The organism is Desulforegula conservatrix Mb1Pa (assembly GCF_000426225.1).
Classification (GTDB): Bacteria; Desulfobacterota; Desulfobacteria; order Desulfobacterales; family Desulforegulaceae; genus Desulforegula; species Desulforegula conservatrix.
The window spans coordinates 63,265-83,112 of record NZ_AUEY01000011.1 but is presented as its reverse complement, the minus strand read 5'-3'; the positions used below and the strand labels follow the sequence as shown (position 1 = coordinate 83,112).

Sequence of the window (19,848 nt, the reverse complement as noted above, 5' to 3'; positions counted from 1 at the left end):
ATATTGCACTTTCTTTTTGTCTGGCCAAATCTCGAAATACATCTCCCAAATATTTCCTCAATTCTACATAAATAGTCTTTTTTCTATACTTTGGAATCCATACTACATGATACTTGCATTCCCAGGTACTATGGCTTAGGCTTTGTCTCTCGCTCATTGAAGTCTCCTTTAACTTGAACTTTAGGCGGTTCAGTTATTGGAGACTTCTTCTTATTCCAGGATCTGTCAAACTCTGTGAGTCCACCGGCAGAGCCGGGGGTTTACTTATGATTAATTAATGCGAAATATCACAAAGAACATGCATGTCAACAAGAATCACTAAGTAATCAAGGGTGATATACTGTCATACAAAAGGAAACAGAGTTTAAAAAAGAACCGGACAATGCTGCACAGCACTTGATTGATTTCTATTAAAATGGAGATAATGTCTGTTAAAGAAACTTTGGACAAGAGCTATACGATATCACTGCAATATTAAACTCTTCAGATACCGCTTTGTCATAAAACAAGTCTGAGCAAGAATGACCGAAATAGATTTTTTGGAGTCCTTATCTATCATTGATGGTCTAGCAAAAAGTCAGAAAAGGGTTTTAGAGTCACACCGGCATTGATCCGGCATCTTTGTATTATCAGATATTTCTGGATCCCGGCCTGCGCGGGAATGACATAAAGAGGAAAAGGCAGGCAATCGAAGCATTTCTTTCTGGAGACTCGAAGCCGGACTTTAGTCATCCTTATCAATAATTTTTTCACACTTTCTTCATATTCATTTCAAACTGTTTTCATTTCTCCTTTCTATTCTTTGATCATGAATCAAGAACAATTCATTTCAAACCATAGCAAAGGAGAAAATTATGAGTGAAAAAACCGGTTTTATAAATTCTGTGTCACTGAAACTTATTGTCATTGGCTTTCTTGTTCTTGCGCTGCTTGTTCCAAAAAGCATGATTTCATCCCTTATTTCCGAGAGGTCAGCCAGAAAAGCCGAAGTCATAAGGGAGCTGAGCGACAAATGGGGAGGAGACCAGACTGTTTCCGGCCCTGTGCTTACAATTCCTTACAAGAAAGCCTATGAGAATAAGGACGGAGAGCTGAGGTATACGGTTGAAATAATGAATTTTCTTCCTGAAAAACTTGCAATAAAGGGGAAAATCATTCCTGAAGTCAGATACAGAAGCATTTACAAGGCTGTTCTGTACAATGCTGATCTCGAGATAAACGGAGAGTTTTCCAAACCTGACTTCGCAGATTCAGGCATAGCTCCTGAAAACATTATCTGGTCAGGAGCTGCCGTGAGTCTTGGAATATCGGATATGAAAGGAATAAAGGAAAGCATAGAGGCAAAGATCGGAAATGCTGAAACAGTAATGAACCCAGGCGTTTTAAGCACAAAAATCATAAATTCAGGTGTCGGCTCCAGAATAAATCTTGATGGCGGTGAAACCCTGATTCCCTTCAGTTTCAAGCTGAATCTTAACGGAAGTCAGAATCTTGACTTCATGCCTCTTGGTAAAACGACCACCGTGGCGCTTGAATCAAGCTGGGCCAATCCAAGCTTCACAGGCGCATTTCTGCCGGAAAAAAGAACGATTACAGACAATGGCTTTTCAGCTGAATGGAAGGTGTTTCATCTGAACAGAAACTATCCCCAGAAATGGTCAGGAGAGCTTCATAAAATCTGCGGTTCTGCCTTTGGTCTTGATCTTATAATAACTGCTGATGTTTATCAGAAATCTGAAAGAACCATCAAATACGGCCTGATGTTCATAGTGATGACTTTTTCAGTGTTCTTTTTTGCGGAAATCCTCATGTCCAGAAGGGTTCATCCTGTCCAGTATCTCATGATAGGGTTTGCCCTCACAATGTTTTACGTACTTCTTACCGCCCTTGCTGAGCATATCGGGTTTGACATCTCTTATTTCATATCAGCAACTGCAATTGTTGCTCTAATAACAGGATATTCAAAGGCGATAATGGGAGGCAAGGCATTCACTCTATCGGTTTTTTCAGCTCTTTCATTGCTTTATGCCTACCTGTATGTAATTCTTCAGCTTGAGGATTATGCCCTGATCATGGGCAGCTTAGGACTTTTTGCGGTTCTTGGCTTATCAATGTATCTTACAAGAAATATCGACTGGTATTCCCTTAATTTTGGAAGAAATCCTAAGGAACAGGAATAGTTCAATGTCGGGTTACGGGCAAAGAACGCTCTAACCCGACAAATAGCATTATTGGCGGTAAATTAACCATACAAGGCTGAAAAATATGAAACACAGGGTTCTGATTGTTGAAAATGAACCGGCCATAGCTGACACGATTCAATACGCCCTGGAAACCGATGGTTTTGAAACCACATGTCTTTATTCAGGCCTTCCGGTTCTGGGGCTTCTTGCCATAGAAAACATGGATCTGATAATACTTGATATTGGCCTTCCGGACATAAACGGATTTGAGCTTTGCAAGGAAATCAGAAAAAACAGGGAGATTCCCATTATTTTTCTGACAGCCAGGTCTGATGAGATTGACAAGGTTGTGGGGCTTGAAATCGGCGGAGATGATTATGTCACAAAGCCTTTCAGCCCAAGGGAGCTTTCAGCGCGGGTCAAGGCCCTTTTAAGAAGAACCCATCAGCAATCATCTTCAAAGGATACGCTGAAGCAGTTTCAGGTGGACGAGTCCCGCAGGCAGATTCTTTATTTCGGGCAGTCTCTTGATTTGTCCAGATACGAATTCGCCATCCTGAAAACTTTCATAAGAAGGCCTGGTCATGTTTATTCCCGTGACCAGCTCATGGAACTCTGCTGGGATGAGCCTGAATGCAGCATGGACAGAACCATAGATGCGCACATCAAGAATATCAGAAACAAGATGAAAGCCATAAAACCGGATTATGATTCAATAATCACCCACAGGGGCCAGGGATATTCGCTCAAAGAGGATTCATGAGACTCGGAACCCGTATCTTTTTATGCTATGTTACCATTTTTTCCATCTGCTTTGCTTATCCCATCAAATGGACCCTCGATAATCTGAGAACGAGATATCTCGAAGGAGTTGAAGATCCTCTGGCTGATCAGGCCAATATTCTTGCCGAATGGACAGGAGCACAGATAGCAGCGGGAAATTTCAGCCCTGAAAATCTTTCCGAAATTTTCAAATCCGTCAAAGGCCGAGTTCTTTCAGCTCCCATATATGACATAGTAAAAGAGCGGGTTGACATGAATATCTATATTACAGACAAATCAGGCAGGATAATATTTGACTCAGAAGATCCAGGCCGGACAGGTCAGGATTACAGCCAGTGGAGGGATGTTTTTCTGGCCCAGGAAGGTAAATATGGGGCAAGAACAACTCGCAGAAATCCTCGTGATCCGGGAAGCACGGTTCTGCATGTAGCAGCGCCTATAATTGCCAATGGAGAGATTGCAGGTGTCCTGACCGTCGCAAAACCGACAACTACAATCAACAGTCTCATGAAAAACGCGAGGCCGGATGTTCTGGCGGTTTTCGGTGTTTCGGCAGTTGCGACCATTTTTCTTAGCTTCATCGTTTCTATCCTGATGACAAGGCCCATAAAGAGGCTTACTTCCTATGCGAATGATATCAGGGCTGGCAAAAGGGTTTCACTACCCAGGCTTGATAAAAGCGAGATTGGAGAAATGGGCAATGCCTTCGAAAAGATGAAAGAGGCTCTGGAAGGCAAAAAATATGTTGAGGAATATGTCCAGGCCCTGACCCACGAGATCAAGAGTCCTGTTTCTGCCATAAGGGGCGCTGCCGAGCTTCTGGACGAAGAAATGAAACCCGAACAAAAGGCGCGTTTTCTGGCAAATATCAGAAACGAGGCAAACCGCATACAGGACATTGTCGACAGAATGCTTGAGCTTGCAGGTCTTGAAAATCTCAAGATACTTGAAAAACGGGAACGAATTTCCTCTTCCCTGCTTGTTGAAAATGTTCTTGAAAGCAAGAATGCGATTCTTTCAAAAAAAAGCCTGACCATTAACTCAAAAATAAATACGAAAATTGATATTTATGGAGAGCCATTTCTTCTTCAGCAGGCCTTTGCCAATATTCTCCAAAATGCCATTGATTTCAGTCCCGCAGGAGCATGTATAGATATTTGTGCAAGAATTGAAGACGACATGCTGATTTTGACGGTGGAGGATCAGGGGCCGGGAATCCCTGAATATGCTGAAAAAAAGATTTTCGACAAGTTTTTTTCCCTTCAAAGACCAGACTCAGGAAAAAAGAGCACAGGCCTCGGCCTCAATTTTGTCAGGGAAGTGGCATCACTTCACAAGGGCAGCATTGTTCTTGAGAATATGCCTGAAGGCGGGGTAAGAGCTTTGTTGAAAATTCCATGCTGAAATTGGGGGCGGGGCGCTTTTTTGAAAAAAAAGCTCGGCAAAAAACTTTGGATTATTCCAAAAATCATCGAATAGTTTGCATTTTTGATGTGCTGTCATACACTTGAAGAGCGGCAGCCAGATATATTTATCTGGTAAATATTTTGATCAATGCAAACAAATCAGCCTATTGAATAAGCACACATAATGTAACCGGAGACAAGATGATAGAAGCAAGAAACATAATATTTGACTATCCAGGCACAAGGGCTCTGGATGATGTGTCCTTCAGCATACGCGAAGGAAGCATTACCGCTCTTGTCGGGCCTAACGGAGCAGGAAAGACGACATTGCTGCGCTGTCTCGCTGCCCTTGATGAGCCGGTTTCAGGAAACATCTTGATCGGCGGAGTAAGTGTGTTGTCCGACCCAAGGCAAACCCACCGGCTTCTCGGCTATCTTTCGGATTCCTTCGGGCTTTACGAGGAGCTTTCCGTTCGTCAATGCCTTTTGTATTCGGCAATGTCCCACGCCATCCCCAAAAATAGGCATCATGACATGATTGAACTCTGCGCCGAGCGGCTTGGAATCACAGACCGTCTGAACATGAAGGCAGGAAGTCTGTCCCGCGGGCAGAGGCAGAGGCTTGCCATAGCCCAGGCAATAATCCATGATCCAAAGATTCTGCTTCTTGATGAACCTGCTTCAGGGCTCGATCCTGAGGCAAGGCACAGTTTGGCTGATCTTTTCCGCAAGCTCAGGGACAGTGGCATGACCCTGATGGTTTCGTCCCACATCCTTGCCGAACTCGATGAATATTCGACTGACATGCTGGTTCTGAGAAAAGGCAAAATAATAGAGCATTCATCCCTTTCTTCTGCAAAGGACATTGTGATGATGGAGATAAAGATCTCATCACCGCTTCAGGATTTACAAAAAATCATTGAAGATGAAGATGGAACTTCAGATGTGGTGGCATCGGAAAGCAGCGTTTGTTTCAGTTTCAGCCCTGATCCTGACGAACAGCACCGTCTTCTGGAAGGTCTCCTGAAAAAAGGGCTGAAAATCTGTTCGTTCACAGAGCAGCAGCAGAACATGCATGAAGCATATCTGAAAACTGTAAGGAATGATTCGGCCAAGGAGAATCGCATATGATAAGAAGCCCCGAATTTCAAAGAAATATCTGGCTGGAAATGACTCCATCCCGCCTCATCATCATGCCGGTTATTCTTATGGCGTCTTTTTTTCTTTCATATATCTCGGATGATTATCATCTGGGAGCATCCACGGCTGCGATTGCCAAGACCCTGTTCATCGTAATATCCATGATCTGGGGAACAAAACTCGCTTCTGAGTCAGTCATGAACGAAGTCAGGGATCATACATGGGACTGGCAGAGGATGTCTGTTCTCAGCCCCTGGGAGCTGACACTTGGCAAGCTGTTCGGCAGTACTGTTTATTCCTGGTATGGAGCGGCCATCTGTCTTTTTGTTTTTCTGATTTCATCGATGGGCGAAGATACTATTTTGACTGTCAGGACTTCACTTGCACTTTTGGCTGCGGGCATATTCGCTCAATCCACAAGCATGCTTGCAAGCATGACAGCTCTTCAGAAGGATCGTGTATATTACAAAGGGCAGACATCAGCCTTTCTTGTGCTTGGAATAATGGCAGCAGGTCCTTTCCTGAGCTTTGCAATGACAATAAAGGATGAAAAACTGGAATGGTTCGTCCAGAGCTTCAATAGCGCAGATTTCATGCTCTGCACGCTCATCTGTTACACTGCATGGTCAGTTCTTGGAATCAACAGGCTCATGAGAAGCGAGCTTCAGATGAAAAACATGCCGTGGATCTGGTTTGGCTTCGTTTTTTTCAATATGGTATATGCCGCAGGTTTTTTAAATGAACCCATGACTGACATCAAACTGACAGATGCAGTTACGCCCCGGCTGTTTGCCGCCTTTTTTGTTGCGGCCTCAGCAGTATATTTCATGGTTTTCAGTGAAAAAAAGGATTTTCTGACCCTGCGCGGGCTGACTGAAATGGCCAGGGAATCAAAGTGGAAGAGCTTTCTTGAACATTCTCCCCGCTGGCTGCTTACACTTCCGATTGCTGTGGTAACAGGAATTTCTCTTGTTCCCGTTGCCCTTTTATCTGGAAGCTCGGAAAACACGGGAAATATGATGTTGTTTGTAATAACGGCATTATTTTTCATGATGCGGGATATCTGCATTATTCTGTTCTGCAACCTCGATGATTCGAACAAAAAACCGGATATCATGGCTATTGTCTGCCTTGGCATGCTTTACGGATTGTTTCCGGCCATTCTTCTGGCAATGAAATCAGAGACTCTGACCCTTCTTTTCTGGCCGAGACTCGACCTAAATCCTGTTTTGGGCGGGATTTTTGCACTGCTGGAGTTCATTGCAGCTGCCATTCTTGTTGCAAGGCGTTGGCAGAAAAAGAAAACAGGTTCCAGGTCTGCATAAAAAAGATGTGGGGCTTATTAAAAGTCCCACATTCCAAAAAGCTATGGCACATTTATGGCTTTTTTCAGTTTAATTTCCCTTACTCAACCGACCCATGATGAAGAACCTTAAAGAAAGGATTGCTCAAATGGCTTTGCTAGAATGGAATGATAAACTCGTCATCGGCATTAGCAGAATTGACAATCAGCACAAGGAGCTCATAAGAATTGTAAATGAGCTGCATGAGGCTATGAAATCAGGAAAGGGCAATGAAGACAATTCACTTTCTGGTTGAATACACTGTAGATCATTTTGTGGCAGAAGAAGCCATGATGAAACACTATGGGTATCCAGATTATGGCGTCCACAAAATCCAGCACGACAACCTTGTCATGGACGTTGCAGAACTTATAAGACAGATCGAAAGCGGCCAGACCCTGCTCACAGTCAAAATTGCCAATTTCATGGCTGACTGGGTGAAAGAACACATCATTGCAAACGATCTCAAATTAGGCGCTTTCTTGAAGGCCAAGGCCGGAAATATTGGATGACAGAATATGTGGGAACTGTTTATACAGTTGTAAAGAGACCGAATTCCTGAAGCACTAAGATCACAGGCATTCAAGATTCAGGGTGCAGATAATTGCAGACTTTAGAGCCTCAGGATCAACAGGCTTAGCTATATATCCGTTCATACCTGAGGCGAGACAGCGTTCCTTGTCACCTTTCATTGCATGGGCGGTGAGGGCAAGAATTGGAATATGTCGTTTTTTGTCATCCAGAAGCCTGATTCTTCTTGTTGCTTCAAGTCCGTCCATTTCAGGCATCTGAACGTCCATTATAATAAGATCGTAATCGTTTTTCTGAAATATTTCGACTGCTTCAAGCCCGTTTGTGACCACATCAACAATGCATCCGAGTTTTTCAAGAAGCTTGAGACCAAGTTTTCTATTAACAAGATTGTCTTCGGCCATCAGCACTTTCAGACCATGAAGATTGTCAGCATCCATATATCGGCATTCCTTTGCCCGGCATGTCCTATCCATGCCTGGGAGCGTGGAAATAGCCTTGACAAGCCTTGAAAATCTTATAGGCCTTTGTATCAGCTGTTCATTGGATCTTTCTGCCTCGATACCCTTACCGAAAGGAGCGATCCAGACACAAGCTGTTTCAGTTGGAATATGATTTAAAGCAGAGTCTCTTTTTTCAATATCCGAGACAAAAATTGAAATCTCATCCCCGGGCAAGGGATATGAGCTGCACATTACCGGAATTCCTTCAAGATGGGTAATATGAGCCGTAAGATTTTCCGCGTCAATAGGATCATCGACCATAATTCCGATCTTTCTGCATGACAGAAGATGATGGTCTTTTTCATATGAATGGTTTTCAAACACAGCCGTAAAATAGAAACTGCTGCCTTCGCCAACGGTATCTTCATGCCATATCTCGCCTTGCATGAGAAGCGCAAGCTGCCTGCATATGGCAAGTCCCAGGCCTGTGCCTCCATGCCTTCTTGCAAGAGTTGAGTCAATCTGTGAAAATGGCTTGAAAAGGAGATTCCTGTTTTCTGGCTTTACGCCCACGCCAGTATCAGTAACTGAAAATCTCGCCTTGAATATTTTATCAGCCTTGTACTCTGATTCAATTTTTACTGTAATTTTCCCTGAATCAGTAAATTTAATTGCATTATTAACAAGATTTATGAGTATCTGCTTGATCCTGTAGGCGTCGCCTGTAACCCTGCAAGGCACATCAGATGCAACTGATACATATAATAACAGTTTTTTTTCTTCAGCCTGAACCGTCATGATTTCAGCAATTTCATCAAGGGTTTTTCTAAGACTGAAACTGTTTGTCTCAAGACTGAGCTGGCCAGCCTCCATTTTTGAAAAATCGAGAATATCATTGACCACAAAAAGAAGTGTTGATGCCGAAAGATTGATGGTTTCGGCAAAATCCTTCTGCTCCTTTGTAAGCTCTGTGCCAAGCAATAGCCTTGTCATGCCAAGAACGCCATTCATCGGGGTTCTCATCTCATGGCTCATGTTTGCAAGGAATCTGCTTTTTGCCTCGTTGGCAGCGACAGCTTCTTCCTTGGCAAGAAACATCTCTATCTCAGCCATTTTTCTGTCTGTGATATCCCTTACAATCCCCCTGAATCCTTTTTTCTCTCCTTTGGAATCGATAATAAGAGACACAGATGTTTCAACGTGGATTTTTTCACCATCTTTTCTTATTACAGCCCAGTCAAAGCCTTTCTGTGGAATTCCGGTAAGATAGACTTGATTGTAATGTTGCAAAACCCTTTTTGCATCATCCGGAGACATGTAAGTCTTGTAATGCAGACCCATTATTTCTTCTTCAGAATATCCGATAATTCTGGAGTAGCCGGGATTAAATGCCGTTATCCTGCCCCTGGTATCAACCTCGTAGTATCCGTCTTCAATGGTTTCGAGTATTTTCGCAGACCTTTCCTCAGCATCCTTCAATGCCTGGGCAGCTGATTTGTAATGAGTAACATCCCTTGCTATGCTCTGGACAGCCTCAAGTTTCCCATTGTTTTTAATGAATCTGCTGCTTGTTTCCAGCCAGATATCTTCCCCGTTTTTCTTTTTCCACACAAGCTCGTAAAATGAATCCGCAGGAGTCTCGCCAGTCAGTCTCCTGCATATTTCTGATTCCGGAGTTGTCGGACATGAAGGACTTGCAAGATCGGAAATATTCATTCCGACAAGCTCGTCGCTGGAATAACCAAGAAAAAAGGTGGCTGCCTGATTGACGAAAAGAAGATGGCCGTCCTTATCATGTATAAAAATGATGTCGCTGGCATTATCAACAATGAGCCTGTATCTTTCTTCGCTTTTTTTAAGGGCCTTGATGGCGTTGTCCCTTTCGGCGAAAAGACTCTCCACGTCTGCCCTGAGGAGTCTTAGTGCGTCAAACACCTGGGCAAATGGATGGGCAGAGGCCACTGCTTGGCTTTCTTCGGAAAATACGCTGTCTGCTTCCCAGTTTATTTTTGAAATATGCTCAAGCAGTTCGGACGAGAATTTTTCAAGCTCGATATCTCTTCTCCTGAAAAAATCAGGCATTGAAAAAAATGACCTCGCAGGTTCTTTTGTTTTTGAACTGAAGATTGAATTGAGCGCCTCTCCGATATTTCTGACTGAATTAATCTTAAATTTTACCCTCGGCCTCAGCAGATTCACGGCGGCTATCCCCATTCTGCTGCCACCGATAAAATAGCATGCGGGGAATGGATTAATCAGCCAGAATGAATTTAAAGCGTCAAAAAATCTGCGCCTTGCGCCTATCTCGGATTGCTGAAGATCTTCAATATCTATAAGAAAATACAAGGGAGAGTTATCAGATGAGATAGAAGCCAGCATGTTTTCAATAATTTTTATACCGGACGGCAGATGCTCTCTTTTAAAACTCCCGTAATTTTTTATGAAAATCATATGTCCATTAAGTACGGAACATGACGCAGCATATCCCTCATCCGAAATATTCCATTCCGGCTTTGAAAGGATATCTCCGCATATGTCCTTATAATTGGCTCTGCCGGACGTGCATAGGCATTCAACCGCCTTACGGACTCCTGATTCATAAGAGCTTTCTATAAAAAGATCGGACTTGAGCCTGTACAGGTTCCATCCGACCCTGAGATTGCATGAGACCATGAAAGGTACATTGTAGCCGATAAGGGCTGACATTCTGTCTTCTTCATTTTTCAATGATCTGAACATTCTCCTTCGGATTTCCAGGGAATGTTTTGGCAAATATTGATCCGAAAAATTTATCAGCTTGACATATGTACTGCCCGCCGGAACGATTTCTGATATGGCCTCTTTCTGTAGTTCATAATATTTGTATATGGCATCATAGGAACATTCTTTTTCATTTCCTGGCCCAACTTCGGCATGAACGATTCTTTTTCCTATAAATCTGAATTTTGCGATAATTCCGCTTGCGATATGAATATTTTCCCATTCAGGGCGCGAGGTGATCTCAAGGCCAGTTATTTTGCAGACCTGCTTTTTTGTCCCGTCATCTTTAATGGCTGTGTGACCTGACAGATCAAATCCAGGAACGCGGCCAAGAATTTCAAGCGCGGCTGAAACGGCTTCCTCAGGACTGTCAGTGATTTTTACGGCTTTTGAAAGGGCAAAACGTCTGCCGATATTGATACTGAGTCTGTTCAGGGGCGAAACTCCGCAGAATACTATACCTGCGAGGTTGTCCTGCCTGCCTGAGTAGTTGATATAGGTTCGGCGTGCATCAGAGGACATGCGTTTAATATCGCCGATGTCTTCAATTTTGACATAGGAGGTTTTCCCGAAAACCGAATATGCTATTTTATCGATGATCTCAAGGCCATTCATCATGCTTTCGTTAGTAATTGTGCCGGATGTTTTTATATAGACTATTGCAGGTTCAATGGGAACGGCAGAAATTATGTGATCTTCACCAGGGGTCATGAATATCCAGTCGTCTTCAAAATAAACCTTCAGGCCAAGGCGAGCGGCTTTCTTTTCCACAAGAGCTGGAATCGATCGCTTGTCGTTTATGTTTTCCTGAGATGGGCCATTTTTAATCATTCATGTTCTCCAGATATTTATCCCAAACACTCATATTGCCAGCTAAAATCCTTAATTCATCTGATACCTTTCTAAAAAAAACTCAGATGGACTTGAATTTTGGAACTCCGGTCTCTCTTAATCAAGAAAAGACAGGAAAGATTTGAAGGAGCTGATCTCCAATTAAGACAGGATTCCTTTTCAGAATTTATGCTGAATTTCAAAAGGAACGAATTATGGTGCCATAAAGTTGACAACGTCGCACAAAGTCAAAAATGCCCTCGGCGTCATGCCGGACTTGATCCTGCATCCAGCGCTTTCAGATACTTCTGGATTCCGGCCTGCGCCGGAATGACTGGAATCCTATTTTTTGCGGTTACATCTGTTTTGATAATACATACAAAATCATCAAAAGGCAATTTCATGAATCACCCTAATGATTAAAACATATGAAAATCAGGAAAGGTTGCGGTTATTCTGTTTGGGACTGCTTTTCTAAATATCCCATAACACTCGAAGATGTGAGCTTTAAACCAAAATTGATATCAAAACCCGCACTTGCAAGGGCTTTGGCTGTCCAGGTGTTGCATGTGTTGAAAGCATGGTATCTTCCTGAGCCTTGATAAAACTGGCTGTCTCCGTAAATTCCGGTTTTAAGACTTATAGGATTGCCTGATTTGTCTGTTGAAAAACTCGCTTTTATGAAATCAAGCATTCCTTCATAACTCTTTCTGTCCAGACTGATTCTGATTATTTCGCTTTCTGAAAAAAATTCTTCCGGGCTGTTTCTAAATCCAACAACATGAACAACAGCGCCAGTGGATGAGAACAGAGCCTGAAAGGTTAGTTTTGTGGTTATTTCCTCGGCCTGATAAAAACCTGCGTCACCCCAGCCTATTTCATAATAAGTGGCTGCTTTAAATCTCTTGGGCAGACCAGGCATTTTTTTGTTCAGATCTTCGGCAGGAAGAGCAATTCCAGTGTGCCAACCGTGGCTGAGAATATGGACGAAATGAATTTCTTCGGCTTCGTTGGCTTTATTATTCTTGCTATGGTTTATTTTTATTACTTCGGGAGAACTTGAACAGCCTGAAATACAAAAACAAAGAACCATGAGCATTAACAGGTGGATTTTCATTTTTTGACTGCCCATCAGCCTCTTGGCCCAGAAGAATTAAGGTTGCCGCTAATTTTATCCTTCCATTCGGGAAGACCTATAGTGGGATCAATAATCCTTCTTATGAATGACCAGATACTGCATGCAAGAATGAATGAAAAGAAAATCAGAACCACCCAGGGGCCAAGGGTGAAGGTGCCTGGATCAAAAAGAATGGGATAAACAACCGGCAGTCCGTGGATTATTCCGAATATAGGAATCATGAATCTTTCAAAAAATTTAAGCCCGATTTTGTCTGATATGAAGTTTATCATCCCCAGCATGCAGGCTGTGCCTACTCCGCATGGGAAAAACAGAAAAAATATGGCAAACGCTACCTGTGGGCCGGGGAGACTTCTGTCAAAAACACTTTCAGAAGGATTGAGCGGATTCACGTAGACCGAAACTTCTCCGGATTGGAGCAGATTCATCTGTCTGCTTATTCTGGTTTCACTGAAGTTATCTGCGCCTCTCCCGAAATCGGCTCTATCCCCTGAATACTGAACACCGTTAAAGCTGTATTCATATGATACTTTCAGTTTTCTGTGCACCGTTGATTTTGATCCTGAGCCAGATCTTGAAGACTCGACCCCAAAATCAAGGATTTTTGCATCAACAGCAACCCAGTTTCTGGCTCTGTAATGCTTCAGGTATGTATCTGAAATAAACCAGATTATACCGCATGCAACAATGCTGAAAATAGTACCAAATATGATGGCAAAAACCGTAACGGCTTTATCGTTCATCTCATGGTTACTTCTGTGTCAATTGGTCGATGTATTGTATCTGCCTGTTTTGCGTATTCCATGAATGCCTCTGCGTCCGAGAAACCTGTATCATAGCGATATCCCTTTGAATTTTTGAAAACGTCATATCCGTTTCCACCGCCGGAAAGATATGAATTGGTTATAATCCTGTATTTTGCGGAATCATTCAAAAGAATCCATTTGCCGGAATCATTTTTATATTCTGCCTTAACGAGTCTCTGCCAGGCCGGTTTTGAAGAATCCGCCGAATACCTCATTCCTGCCACATATGTAAAACCACCGCCTGAGCCGTCCGCGTCTGCAAGGCCTGTCTCTATGGCTGTTTTGACTTCTTTGCCTGTAAGCTCAAGAAGAATCAGTTTATTCTGGAAAGGAAGAAGTTCATTTACACCTGCTACTGTCAGATCTCCTTCAGGAATGTCCATCCTGATTCCGCCGCCATTCAGAATTGCAATCTGTGCTTTGAGGCTCGATTTATTTGCCTTCCAGAGCATGCTTTCGCATATGACAGGCGCTACCTGGCTGCCTCCTGGCAGATCTGCTCCTGATGAATGTTTCCCCGGCTTTCTTATATGGAGAAGAGGTTCTGCAATTTTTACAACCACAAGTTTCTGCATTGCCTCAACTCCGGCTTTGTACGGAGCAAGTTTTGCGACTGCTTCTGGATCATCGGCAAGAATTTCGATTGAAGGATTTTCTTCGATCTGTTTCAGGATAGAGGCTTTTGTTTCTGGTGAAACATCTACTTTTTTCCCGTCCTTGTCCTTTTGTTTGAAATTGTCTGCCAAAATAATATTGGCGCTTCCGCTGGCTTTTACAGCATGGCCTGAATCGTCAAACTCAACGTCCACGACACCAACAGCCTTTGCCCACTCCCAGGACTGGACTATAAATACTTTTTCACCAGCCTTGTTAGTTATTGCTGTCGGGTATGCGCCTTCAGAATTAAGCCCGACAGCAGAAAAATCTCCAAGAAGGGTATGGGAATGTCCTCCGACTATCACGTCTATTCCGCTTACAGCCTTTGCAAGTTCTATATCTTGATTATATCCGAGGTGGGTAATTGCTACTATCTTGTTAACGCCTGCTTTTTCAAGCTCTTTTACTGTTCTTTCGGCAGCCTGTTTTTCATCCCCGAATTTAAGAATTTTTCCAGGATTAGAATTTACAGCGGTTTCAGGGGTTATAAGTCCGAAAATTCCGATTTTCTGGCCAGCCACTTCCTTGATCACATATGGTTTGATGATTTTTTTTAGTTTTTCATCTCCTGAAGCATCTATATTTGAGGATACGATCGAAAAATCAATGTATTTGGAAACATCCGCAAGAAACCCCGGGCCTCTGTCGAATTCATGATTGCCCGGCTCCATGGCGTCCACTTTAAGCATGCTCAGCATTTCATATTCAGGCTGGCCACTGTATTTAGTAAAATAAAACGACCCCTGAACAGCATCGCCTGCATGCAGAAGAAGGCTGTCTGGCCTTGATTTTCTTACTTCCTTTATTTTTGATGCAACTTTGGCAAAGCCTCCGAGGTCGGCATATGTCTGAACGCCTTCGAATTTAAGGGTCGTATTTGTAGGTTCAAGATGGGAGTGGGTGTCGTTCATGTGCATAATTGTCAGTTTGAAATTCTGGGGCTGGCTTTTTGACTGAAAAAAAGCGCATCCCGAGAAAAAAAGACTCGAGATCGTGAAAACAACAAGCAATATATTGGCTGTTTTTTTTCTTTGCATGAAGATTCCTCTAAAATTACCCAAATAATATTTACAACGTCGCAAAAAATCCGCTTTCAGTCATTCCGGCGAAGGCCGGAATCCAGAAGTATTTGATAATACTGGATGCCGAATCGAGTCAGTATAAAAAAAATCAGAATACCCCGATTCAGATAAGTTTTCCAGTGATCTTTTTGTCATTTTGATGAGTCACTGTTGGCGTCATATTCCCGTCATTCCGGCGCAGGCCTTAATCCAGAAGCATTTGAAAATATTTGATGCAGGGTCAAGTCCGGCAGACGCGGAAGCACTTATAGACAAAAGTCATCAGGTTATCAGTGACTAAAACCTGTAATTGTCTTTCAGAAGCTGAAAAAACTGTTTGACATTAGCATCTGATATGATTTGTAGCCTAACTAGGTTACTTATTCTCAGGGCGGGGCGAAATTCCCCACCGGCGGTATCCCGGATTTCCGGGGAGCCCGCGAGCGCTCCTTGCTGTCACAAGCCAGGAGGTCAAGCAGATCTGGTGAAAAACCAGAGCCGACGGTTACAGTCCGGATGGAAGAGGATATGCGGTCTTTGCGTACAAGCTGTGTAACAGACACTACAGGTACGCAAAGTGACCAAGGTCTATTCCTGCGCCCTGATTCTGGTAAATTATTAATAATTTCAAGGAGATTACCATGAATCAGACTTATCTTGCAAACTTCGGAACACCCCATGAAAGAGTGGAAAAAGCACTGGTGGCACTAAAAAAAGGCTCTGGTGTTCTTGTCACTGATGATGAAAAGAGAGAAAATGAAGGAGATCTGATCTTTGCAGCAGAATCTCTGACAGACGCCCAGATGGCACTCCTGATCAGGGAATGCAGCGGAATCGTATGCCTGTGTCTGCCCGGCGAAAAGGTTGAGAAACTATCTCTTCAGATGATGGTTGATAAAAATTCAAGTCATTTTGAAACTGCATTCACAGTATCAATCGAAGCAGCTGAAGGAGTTACCACCGGGGTCTCCGCGTCTGATCGAGTAAAAACGATAAAAACCGCCATTGCGGATAATGCAAAACCCGAAGACCTTAGAAAACCGGGCCATGTTTTTCCATTAAAAGCCCGTCCCGGGGGTGTTCTTGAGCGCATGGGACATACCGAGGCGACGGTTGATCTCATGAAGCTATCAGGCCTCAAACCTTGCGGCGTTCTATGCGAACTCACAAATCCTGACGGAACCATGGCCAGAATGCCGGAAATCGTTTCTTTTGCCAAAGCACATGATTTTCCTGTTCTGACAGTTGAAGATATTGCTCAATACCGACTATCCAAAGACAGATAGCAACCAGAGCAAGGTCGTATGAAAGGGATTTAAACTCTTTCATACGACTTCCGAAAAGTGATTTTGCAAATCATAAGAGGCGAGAAATCGGATTTGATAGCCTCATTTTATGGTTTCTGCTATCCATTATTCGTTAAAATAGACAAACTTATTATTTTATCTTTAGGCATAGGCTTCAAAACTTCATCAACTGTAAAGACGTCGAGATGTCCATTTTTTCTGGATATAAAGAGAGGCACAACAGCCTTTTGGTTTAATTTAATAAAGTCATCATAATTAAAGTCTTCTGAAAGCCCGGTTACTTTGACCTGGGGCTTGTCTCCACATAATCTTGAAAAGTTTTCCGCAGTCATATCCTTTCTGAAAAGAATGCGCCCTCTGTGCTCGGCTGCAATAGCCTCGAACCTGGTTCCTTCAACGTAAGCAAGCTGATAGGTTTCGCGGCTTCCAAAACTCTGTCTGAATTTCTGGCATGCGAGGGCATTCATCTCGTCATTGGGCGTTAGGCAGATAATTCTTTTGACATTACCAAGCTCGATCAGCTCCATGAAATGATCAGAAAGAATACTGCCTACACTTGCCGAAAGTCCGTCCATTTTTGCAGCCGTCACATTGCTCATATTGGTGTCCACCAGAATAGTGTCAAAACCCTCTTTTGTTAGCGCAGACGCTATTGCTCTTGAAAAAGGCCCTGCACCTGCTATCAGAACGCCCTGGGGATCAGGATTAACAAGCCCAAGCTTTTTTGCTAAAAATGGTGAGAAGAATCCGTAAAAAAGAACTGTGGATATAATGACCATAAATACAATGGCTGTTATATGGGCTGCTCCAGGGTACGAAACGGCCGCAAGTTCCAACCCGAATACAGAAGCAACAGAAGCCGCCACAATTCCCCTTGGGGCGATGAAGGCAAGAAAAATCTTTTCTTTCCTGGACAGACCGGACTTCATGGTTGAAAAATATACAGATAAAGGCCTTATTATAAAAATGACAGATAAGACAAAAACAAAGGCTCCTGGGCCCAATTGGCTAAAATCTTCTAGTTCAAGCCTTGCGGAAAGGAGAATAAATAGCAGTGAGACAAGAATTAGAGTCAGATTTTCTTTGAACTCAATAATATGCTTCATAGATACTTTTTTCTGATTCGCGAGGATAATGCCCATTATGGTTACGCCAAGAAGTCCTGATTCATGCTGGAAATGGTTGGATATCACAAAAACACCAAAAACGATCATAAGCGTAAAAACGCCCTGAAGAAAATCAGGTACCCAATATTTCTTCATTGCATGTATAATGAATCCTCCGGCAAGGGCTCCTGAAATTCCTCCAGCCGCAATTGTCATAAAAATAGCATATATTATTTCCGTATAGGAAAAGCCTGCCCCTCCTGCTCTTATCACCTCAAAAACAAGGACGGAAAGAGACGCGCCAACAGGATCAATGGTGATGCCCTCCCATTTAAGGATAGCCCCTACCTTGCCTGTGAGTCTAATATGTTTTAAGAGAGGAATAATAACGGTCGGCCCTGTAACTGTGAGGATTGCGCCGACAAGAAAGGCAATGGGCCAGTCAATACCAGTAAAAATAGCCGCAGAAACAGCGACAAGTATCCATGTCAATAAAACGCCGGTTGTAAGAAGATTTATCAGAACAGGCCGCTCTGATTTTATATCCCTGTATTTGAGACTCAGGCCACCTTCAAACATTATGAGGCCAACAGAAAGGGATACAAACGGCTGAAAGAGATCTCCCATAATCGCATCAGGATTAATGACTCCTGTGAGCGGCCCAGCAATAAATCCGAAACCAAGAAGGATTATGATGGCCGGGATTTTCAGAATCCACGCCAGCCATAGAGCTGAGATCCCCATTGCAACAACTGCAGCAAGCGTTGTGGCTGTATTCATTTTTTACCGCCCCAAAAATACAGAACCAGCAGCCCTATTATTGCAGAAATAAAAGAGGCTCCAAGTATTCCGATCTTGGATATCATGATCAATTCGCCATCCCCAAATGCAAGGGAAGCAATAAAAAGAGACATGGTGAATCCGATGCCTGCAAGCCATGATGCTCCATAGATATGTTTCCACTTCATATCGTCTGACAAGCCAGCAAGACCAGTTTTGACGGCCAGCCACGCAAAAAGGGTGACCCCAATCTGCTTGCCGAATACAAGTCCGAGTATAATCCCTGTGCTAACTGGTCTCGAAAGCGTCTCAATCGATACTCCCTTGAGGTTTACTCCTGCATTGGCGAGTGCAAAAACAGGCATAATAAAGAAACTGACATAAGGATGAAGAAGATGTTCGAGGCGCTGTAATGGAGAAATGAACTTCTTGCTTGCATATTCAACCTGCCTGAAAACGCCCTGAACCTCCTCGCCAGACTCATCTCCTGCGGATTCACGCATTCCGGACTCAAGCCTCTGCATAATATCCCTGCGCATTTTTTTGAACTGCTCCTGACTGACAGCAGGGGTCGCAGGTATTGTTATTGCTGTCAGAACACCTGCGATGGTTGCATGAACGCCTGATTTTAACATCGCAAACCAGAGCAGAATACCAAGGACAATATAAGGACCGGATAATCTGACATCCCTTACAGACAGAATCAACATGATTATGAAAAACAAAGCAGCCATACCAAGAGCTGGCGTTGCAATTTCTTTGGTATAAAAGGCGGCAATTACAAGAACAGCTCCTAAGTCATCCACTATTGCAAGGGCAGTAAGAAATATTTTTACTGATAAAGGAACCCTGTTTCCGAGAAGGGCAAGTATTCCTATGGCAAAAGCAATATCTGTTGCCATGGGTATTCCCCATCCTGACTGCCCGACTCCGCCCTTATTAAGAGATAAATAGATAACGGCAGGGACAATCATACCTCCAATGGCCGCTGCTATTGGAAGCATGGCTTTTTTGGGCGAAGAAAGCTCTCCTGTGACAATCTCCCTTTTGATTTCAAGCCCGACAACAAAAAAGAAAATTGCCATAAGGCCGTCGTTAACCCAATGCAGAAGAGATTTTGAAAGAGCAAATGATCCTATCTGAAACCCTGCATAGGTGTGCCATAGTTTGTCGTATGTATGGGCAATCGGAGAATTTGCCCAAAGCAGGGCTAAAAAAGTAAAAAAAAGAAGTATTATCCCGCCGGATGTCTCATTATGAAAAAAATCCTGAAAACTTTTACCTGTTTTTTTAACCATATTAACCTCAAATTTTTTTAATTTACAGCCAGGGCTGAATGACCAAAAAGTCCCACGGCTGTTTTTCGACCAACTTTGGCCCCAATATCACAAAATATTATTTTTTACGGTTTCATATTTTTGAAAAGGTCGCAAAAAATTTTATTTCGGTCATTCAGTCGGGGCCTGCCCGGTGAAAAACCGGGGTAGCGAAATCCATAAGTATCTGAAAATACAAATATTAAGAATCAAATTCGGCATAACGCCAAAGCCCTTTTTTGACTATTTGCAAGTGT

At 43.1% G+C, this 19,848-nt stretch carries 16 protein-coding genes and 1 riboswitch; of the genes, 8 read left to right on the top strand and 8 right to left on the bottom strand.

All coding sequences use genetic code 11. The features are described from left to right. Positions 1–157: transposase (locus K245_RS23385; RefSeq protein WP_035276638.1), on the bottom strand; the 157-nt coding region annotated here is incomplete at its 3' end. A 697-nt stretch (positions 158–854) separates the two neighbouring features. Here K245_RS23385 and creD point away from each other — a divergent pair. From creD to K245_RS23380, 7 genes are all read left to right on the top strand, one after another. Continuing rightward, the gene (gene creD, locus K245_RS0106575) at positions 855–2,180 is read left to right on the top strand and encodes a cell envelope integrity protein CreD (RefSeq protein WP_027358654.1); all 1,326 of its coding nucleotides are present in this window, start codon (positions 855–857) and stop codon (positions 2,178–2,180) included. Between the two features lie 85 nt (positions 2,181–2,265). Beyond that, positions 2,266–2,946 (top strand): two-component system response regulator CreB, encoded by a 681-nt coding sequence (gene creB / locus K245_RS0106570; protein ID WP_027358653.1) that lies wholly within the window; start codon positions 2,266–2,268, stop codon positions 2,944–2,946. Continuing rightward, the gene (gene creC, locus K245_RS0106565; protein WP_027358652.1) at positions 2,943–4,370 is read left to right on the top strand and encodes a two-component system sensor histidine kinase CreC; all 1,428 of its coding nucleotides are present in this window, start codon (positions 2,943–2,945) and stop codon (positions 4,368–4,370) included. The genes creB and creC overlap by 4 nt, the downstream gene beginning before the upstream one ends. Positions 4,371–4,573: 203 nt before the next feature. Continuing rightward, positions 4,574–5,503, top strand: coding sequence for an ABC transporter ATP-binding protein (locus K245_RS0106560; protein ID WP_027358651.1), 930 nt, complete (start codon positions 4,574–4,576; stop codon positions 5,501–5,503). Continuing rightward, entirely contained in the window at positions 5,500–6,837 is a 1,338-nt protein-coding gene (locus K245_RS0106555; protein ID WP_027358650.1) for a hypothetical protein, read from the top strand. The genes K245_RS0106560 and K245_RS0106555 overlap by 4 nt, the downstream gene beginning before the upstream one ends. 127 nt (positions 6,838–6,964) lie before the next feature. Next, positions 6,965–7,111: a hypothetical protein gene (locus tag K245_RS27640; protein ID WP_156906717.1), complete on the top strand. Its 147-nt coding sequence runs from the start codon at positions 6,965–6,967 to the stop codon at positions 7,109–7,111. After that, the gene (locus tag K245_RS23380; RefSeq protein WP_051283931.1) at positions 7,086–7,367 is read left to right on the top strand and encodes a hemerythrin domain-containing protein; all 282 of its coding nucleotides are present in this window, start codon (positions 7,086–7,088) and stop codon (positions 7,365–7,367) included. The genes K245_RS27640 and K245_RS23380 overlap by 26 nt, the downstream gene beginning before the upstream one ends. A gap of 60 nt (positions 7,368–7,427) precedes the next feature. On the opposite strand, the gene K245_RS0106545 is transcribed toward K245_RS23380, so the two are convergent. From K245_RS0106545 to K245_RS23375, 5 genes are all read right to left on the bottom strand, one after another. Further along, positions 7,428–11,420, bottom strand: coding sequence for a PAS domain-containing hybrid sensor histidine kinase/response regulator (locus K245_RS0106545; protein ID WP_027358649.1), 3,993 nt, complete (start codon positions 11,418–11,420; stop codon positions 7,428–7,430). 266 nt (positions 11,421–11,686) lie between these two features. After that, positions 11,687–11,824: a hypothetical protein gene (locus K245_RS27635; protein ID WP_156906716.1), complete on the bottom strand. Its 138-nt coding sequence runs from the start codon at positions 11,822–11,824 to the stop codon at positions 11,687–11,689. Between the two features lie 47 nt (positions 11,825–11,871). Then, positions 11,872–12,552 (bottom strand): TIGR02117 family protein, encoded by a 681-nt coding sequence (locus tag K245_RS0106535; protein WP_198013840.1) that lies wholly within the window; start codon positions 12,550–12,552, stop codon positions 11,872–11,874. After that, positions 12,552–13,301: a DUF3592 domain-containing protein gene (locus tag K245_RS0106530; protein WP_027358646.1), complete on the bottom strand. Its 750-nt coding sequence runs from the start codon at positions 13,299–13,301 to the stop codon at positions 12,552–12,554. Before K245_RS0106530 ends, K245_RS0106535 begins: the two co-directional genes overlap by 1 nt. Beyond that, the gene (locus K245_RS23375; protein ID WP_051283930.1) at positions 13,298–15,058 is read right to left on the bottom strand and encodes a bifunctional metallophosphatase/5'-nucleotidase; all 1,761 of its coding nucleotides are present in this window, start codon (positions 15,056–15,058) and stop codon (positions 13,298–13,300) included. Before K245_RS23375 ends, K245_RS0106530 begins: the two co-directional genes overlap by 4 nt. Before the next feature lie 402 nt (positions 15,059–15,460). Continuing rightward, a riboswitch (FMN riboswitch) is annotated at positions 15,461–15,614 on the top strand. A 109-nt stretch (positions 15,615–15,723) separates the two neighbouring features. On the opposite strand from K245_RS23375, the gene ribB reads away from it, so the two are divergent. Next, on the top strand, positions 15,724–16,368 hold the full coding sequence (gene ribB / locus K245_RS0106520; protein WP_027358645.1) for a 3,4-dihydroxy-2-butanone-4-phosphate synthase: 645 nt from the start codon (positions 15,724–15,726) through the stop codon (positions 16,366–16,368). Between the two features lie 119 nt (positions 16,369–16,487). On the opposite strand, the gene K245_RS23370 is transcribed toward ribB, so the two are convergent. Together K245_RS23370 and nhaA are read right to left on the bottom strand one after the other, a co-directional pair. Then, positions 16,488–18,275 (bottom strand): cation:proton antiporter, encoded by a 1,788-nt coding sequence (locus K245_RS23370; RefSeq protein WP_035276636.1) that lies wholly within the window; start codon positions 18,273–18,275, stop codon positions 16,488–16,490. After that, positions 18,272–19,573, bottom strand: a complete 1,302-nt coding sequence (nhaA, locus tag K245_RS0106510; RefSeq protein WP_027358644.1) for a Na+/H+ antiporter NhaA — start codon at positions 19,571–19,573, stop codon at positions 18,272–18,274. Before nhaA ends, K245_RS23370 begins: the two co-directional genes overlap by 4 nt. Positions 19,574–19,848 lie beyond the last annotated feature (275 nt).

Bases quoted from the DNA above. Each gene is read 5' to 3' on its own strand.
- creD (WP_027358654.1), top strand. From the start codon at position 855: ATGAGTGAAAAAACCGGTTTTATAAATTCTGTGTCACTGAAACTTATT.
- creB (WP_027358653.1), top strand. From the start codon at position 2,266: ATGAAACACAGGGTTCTGATTGTTGAAAATGAACCGGCCATAGCTGAC.
- creC (WP_027358652.1), top strand. From the start codon at position 2,943: ATGAGACTCGGAACCCGTATCTTTTTATGCTATGTTACCATTTTTTCC.
- K245_RS0106560 (WP_027358651.1), top strand. From the start codon at position 4,574: ATGATAGAAGCAAGAAACATAATATTTGACTATCCAGGCACAAGGGCT.
- K245_RS0106555 (WP_027358650.1), top strand. From the start codon at position 5,500: ATGATAAGAAGCCCCGAATTTCAAAGAAATATCTGGCTGGAAATGACT.
- K245_RS27640 (WP_156906717.1), top strand. From the start codon at position 6,965: ATGGCTTTGCTAGAATGGAATGATAAACTCGTCATCGGCATTAGCAGA.
- K245_RS23380 (WP_051283931.1), top strand. From the start codon at position 7,086: ATGAAGACAATTCACTTTCTGGTTGAATACACTGTAGATCATTTTGTG.
- K245_RS0106545 (WP_027358649.1), bottom strand. From the start codon at position 11,420: ATGATTAAAAATGGCCCATCTCAGGAAAACATAAACGACAAGCGATCG.
- K245_RS27635 (WP_156906716.1), bottom strand. From the start codon at position 11,824: ATGAAATTGCCTTTTGATGATTTTGTATGTATTATCAAAACAGATGTA.
- K245_RS0106535 (WP_198013840.1), bottom strand. From the start codon at position 12,552: ATGGGCAGTCAAAAAATGAAAATCCACCTGTTAATGCTCATGGTTCTT.
- K245_RS0106530 (WP_027358646.1), bottom strand. From the start codon at position 13,301: ATGAACGATAAAGCCGTTACGGTTTTTGCCATCATATTTGGTACTATT.
- K245_RS23375 (WP_051283930.1), bottom strand. From the start codon at position 15,058: ATGCAAAGAAAAAAAACAGCCAATATATTGCTTGTTGTTTTCACGATC.
- ribB (WP_027358645.1), top strand. From the start codon at position 15,724: ATGAATCAGACTTATCTTGCAAACTTCGGAACACCCCATGAAAGAGTG.
- K245_RS23370 (WP_035276636.1), bottom strand. From the start codon at position 18,275: ATGAATACAGCCACAACGCTTGCTGCAGTTGTTGCAATGGGGATCTCA.
- nhaA (WP_027358644.1), bottom strand. From the start codon at position 19,573: ATGGTTAAAAAAACAGGTAAAAGTTTTCAGGATTTTTTTCATAATGAG.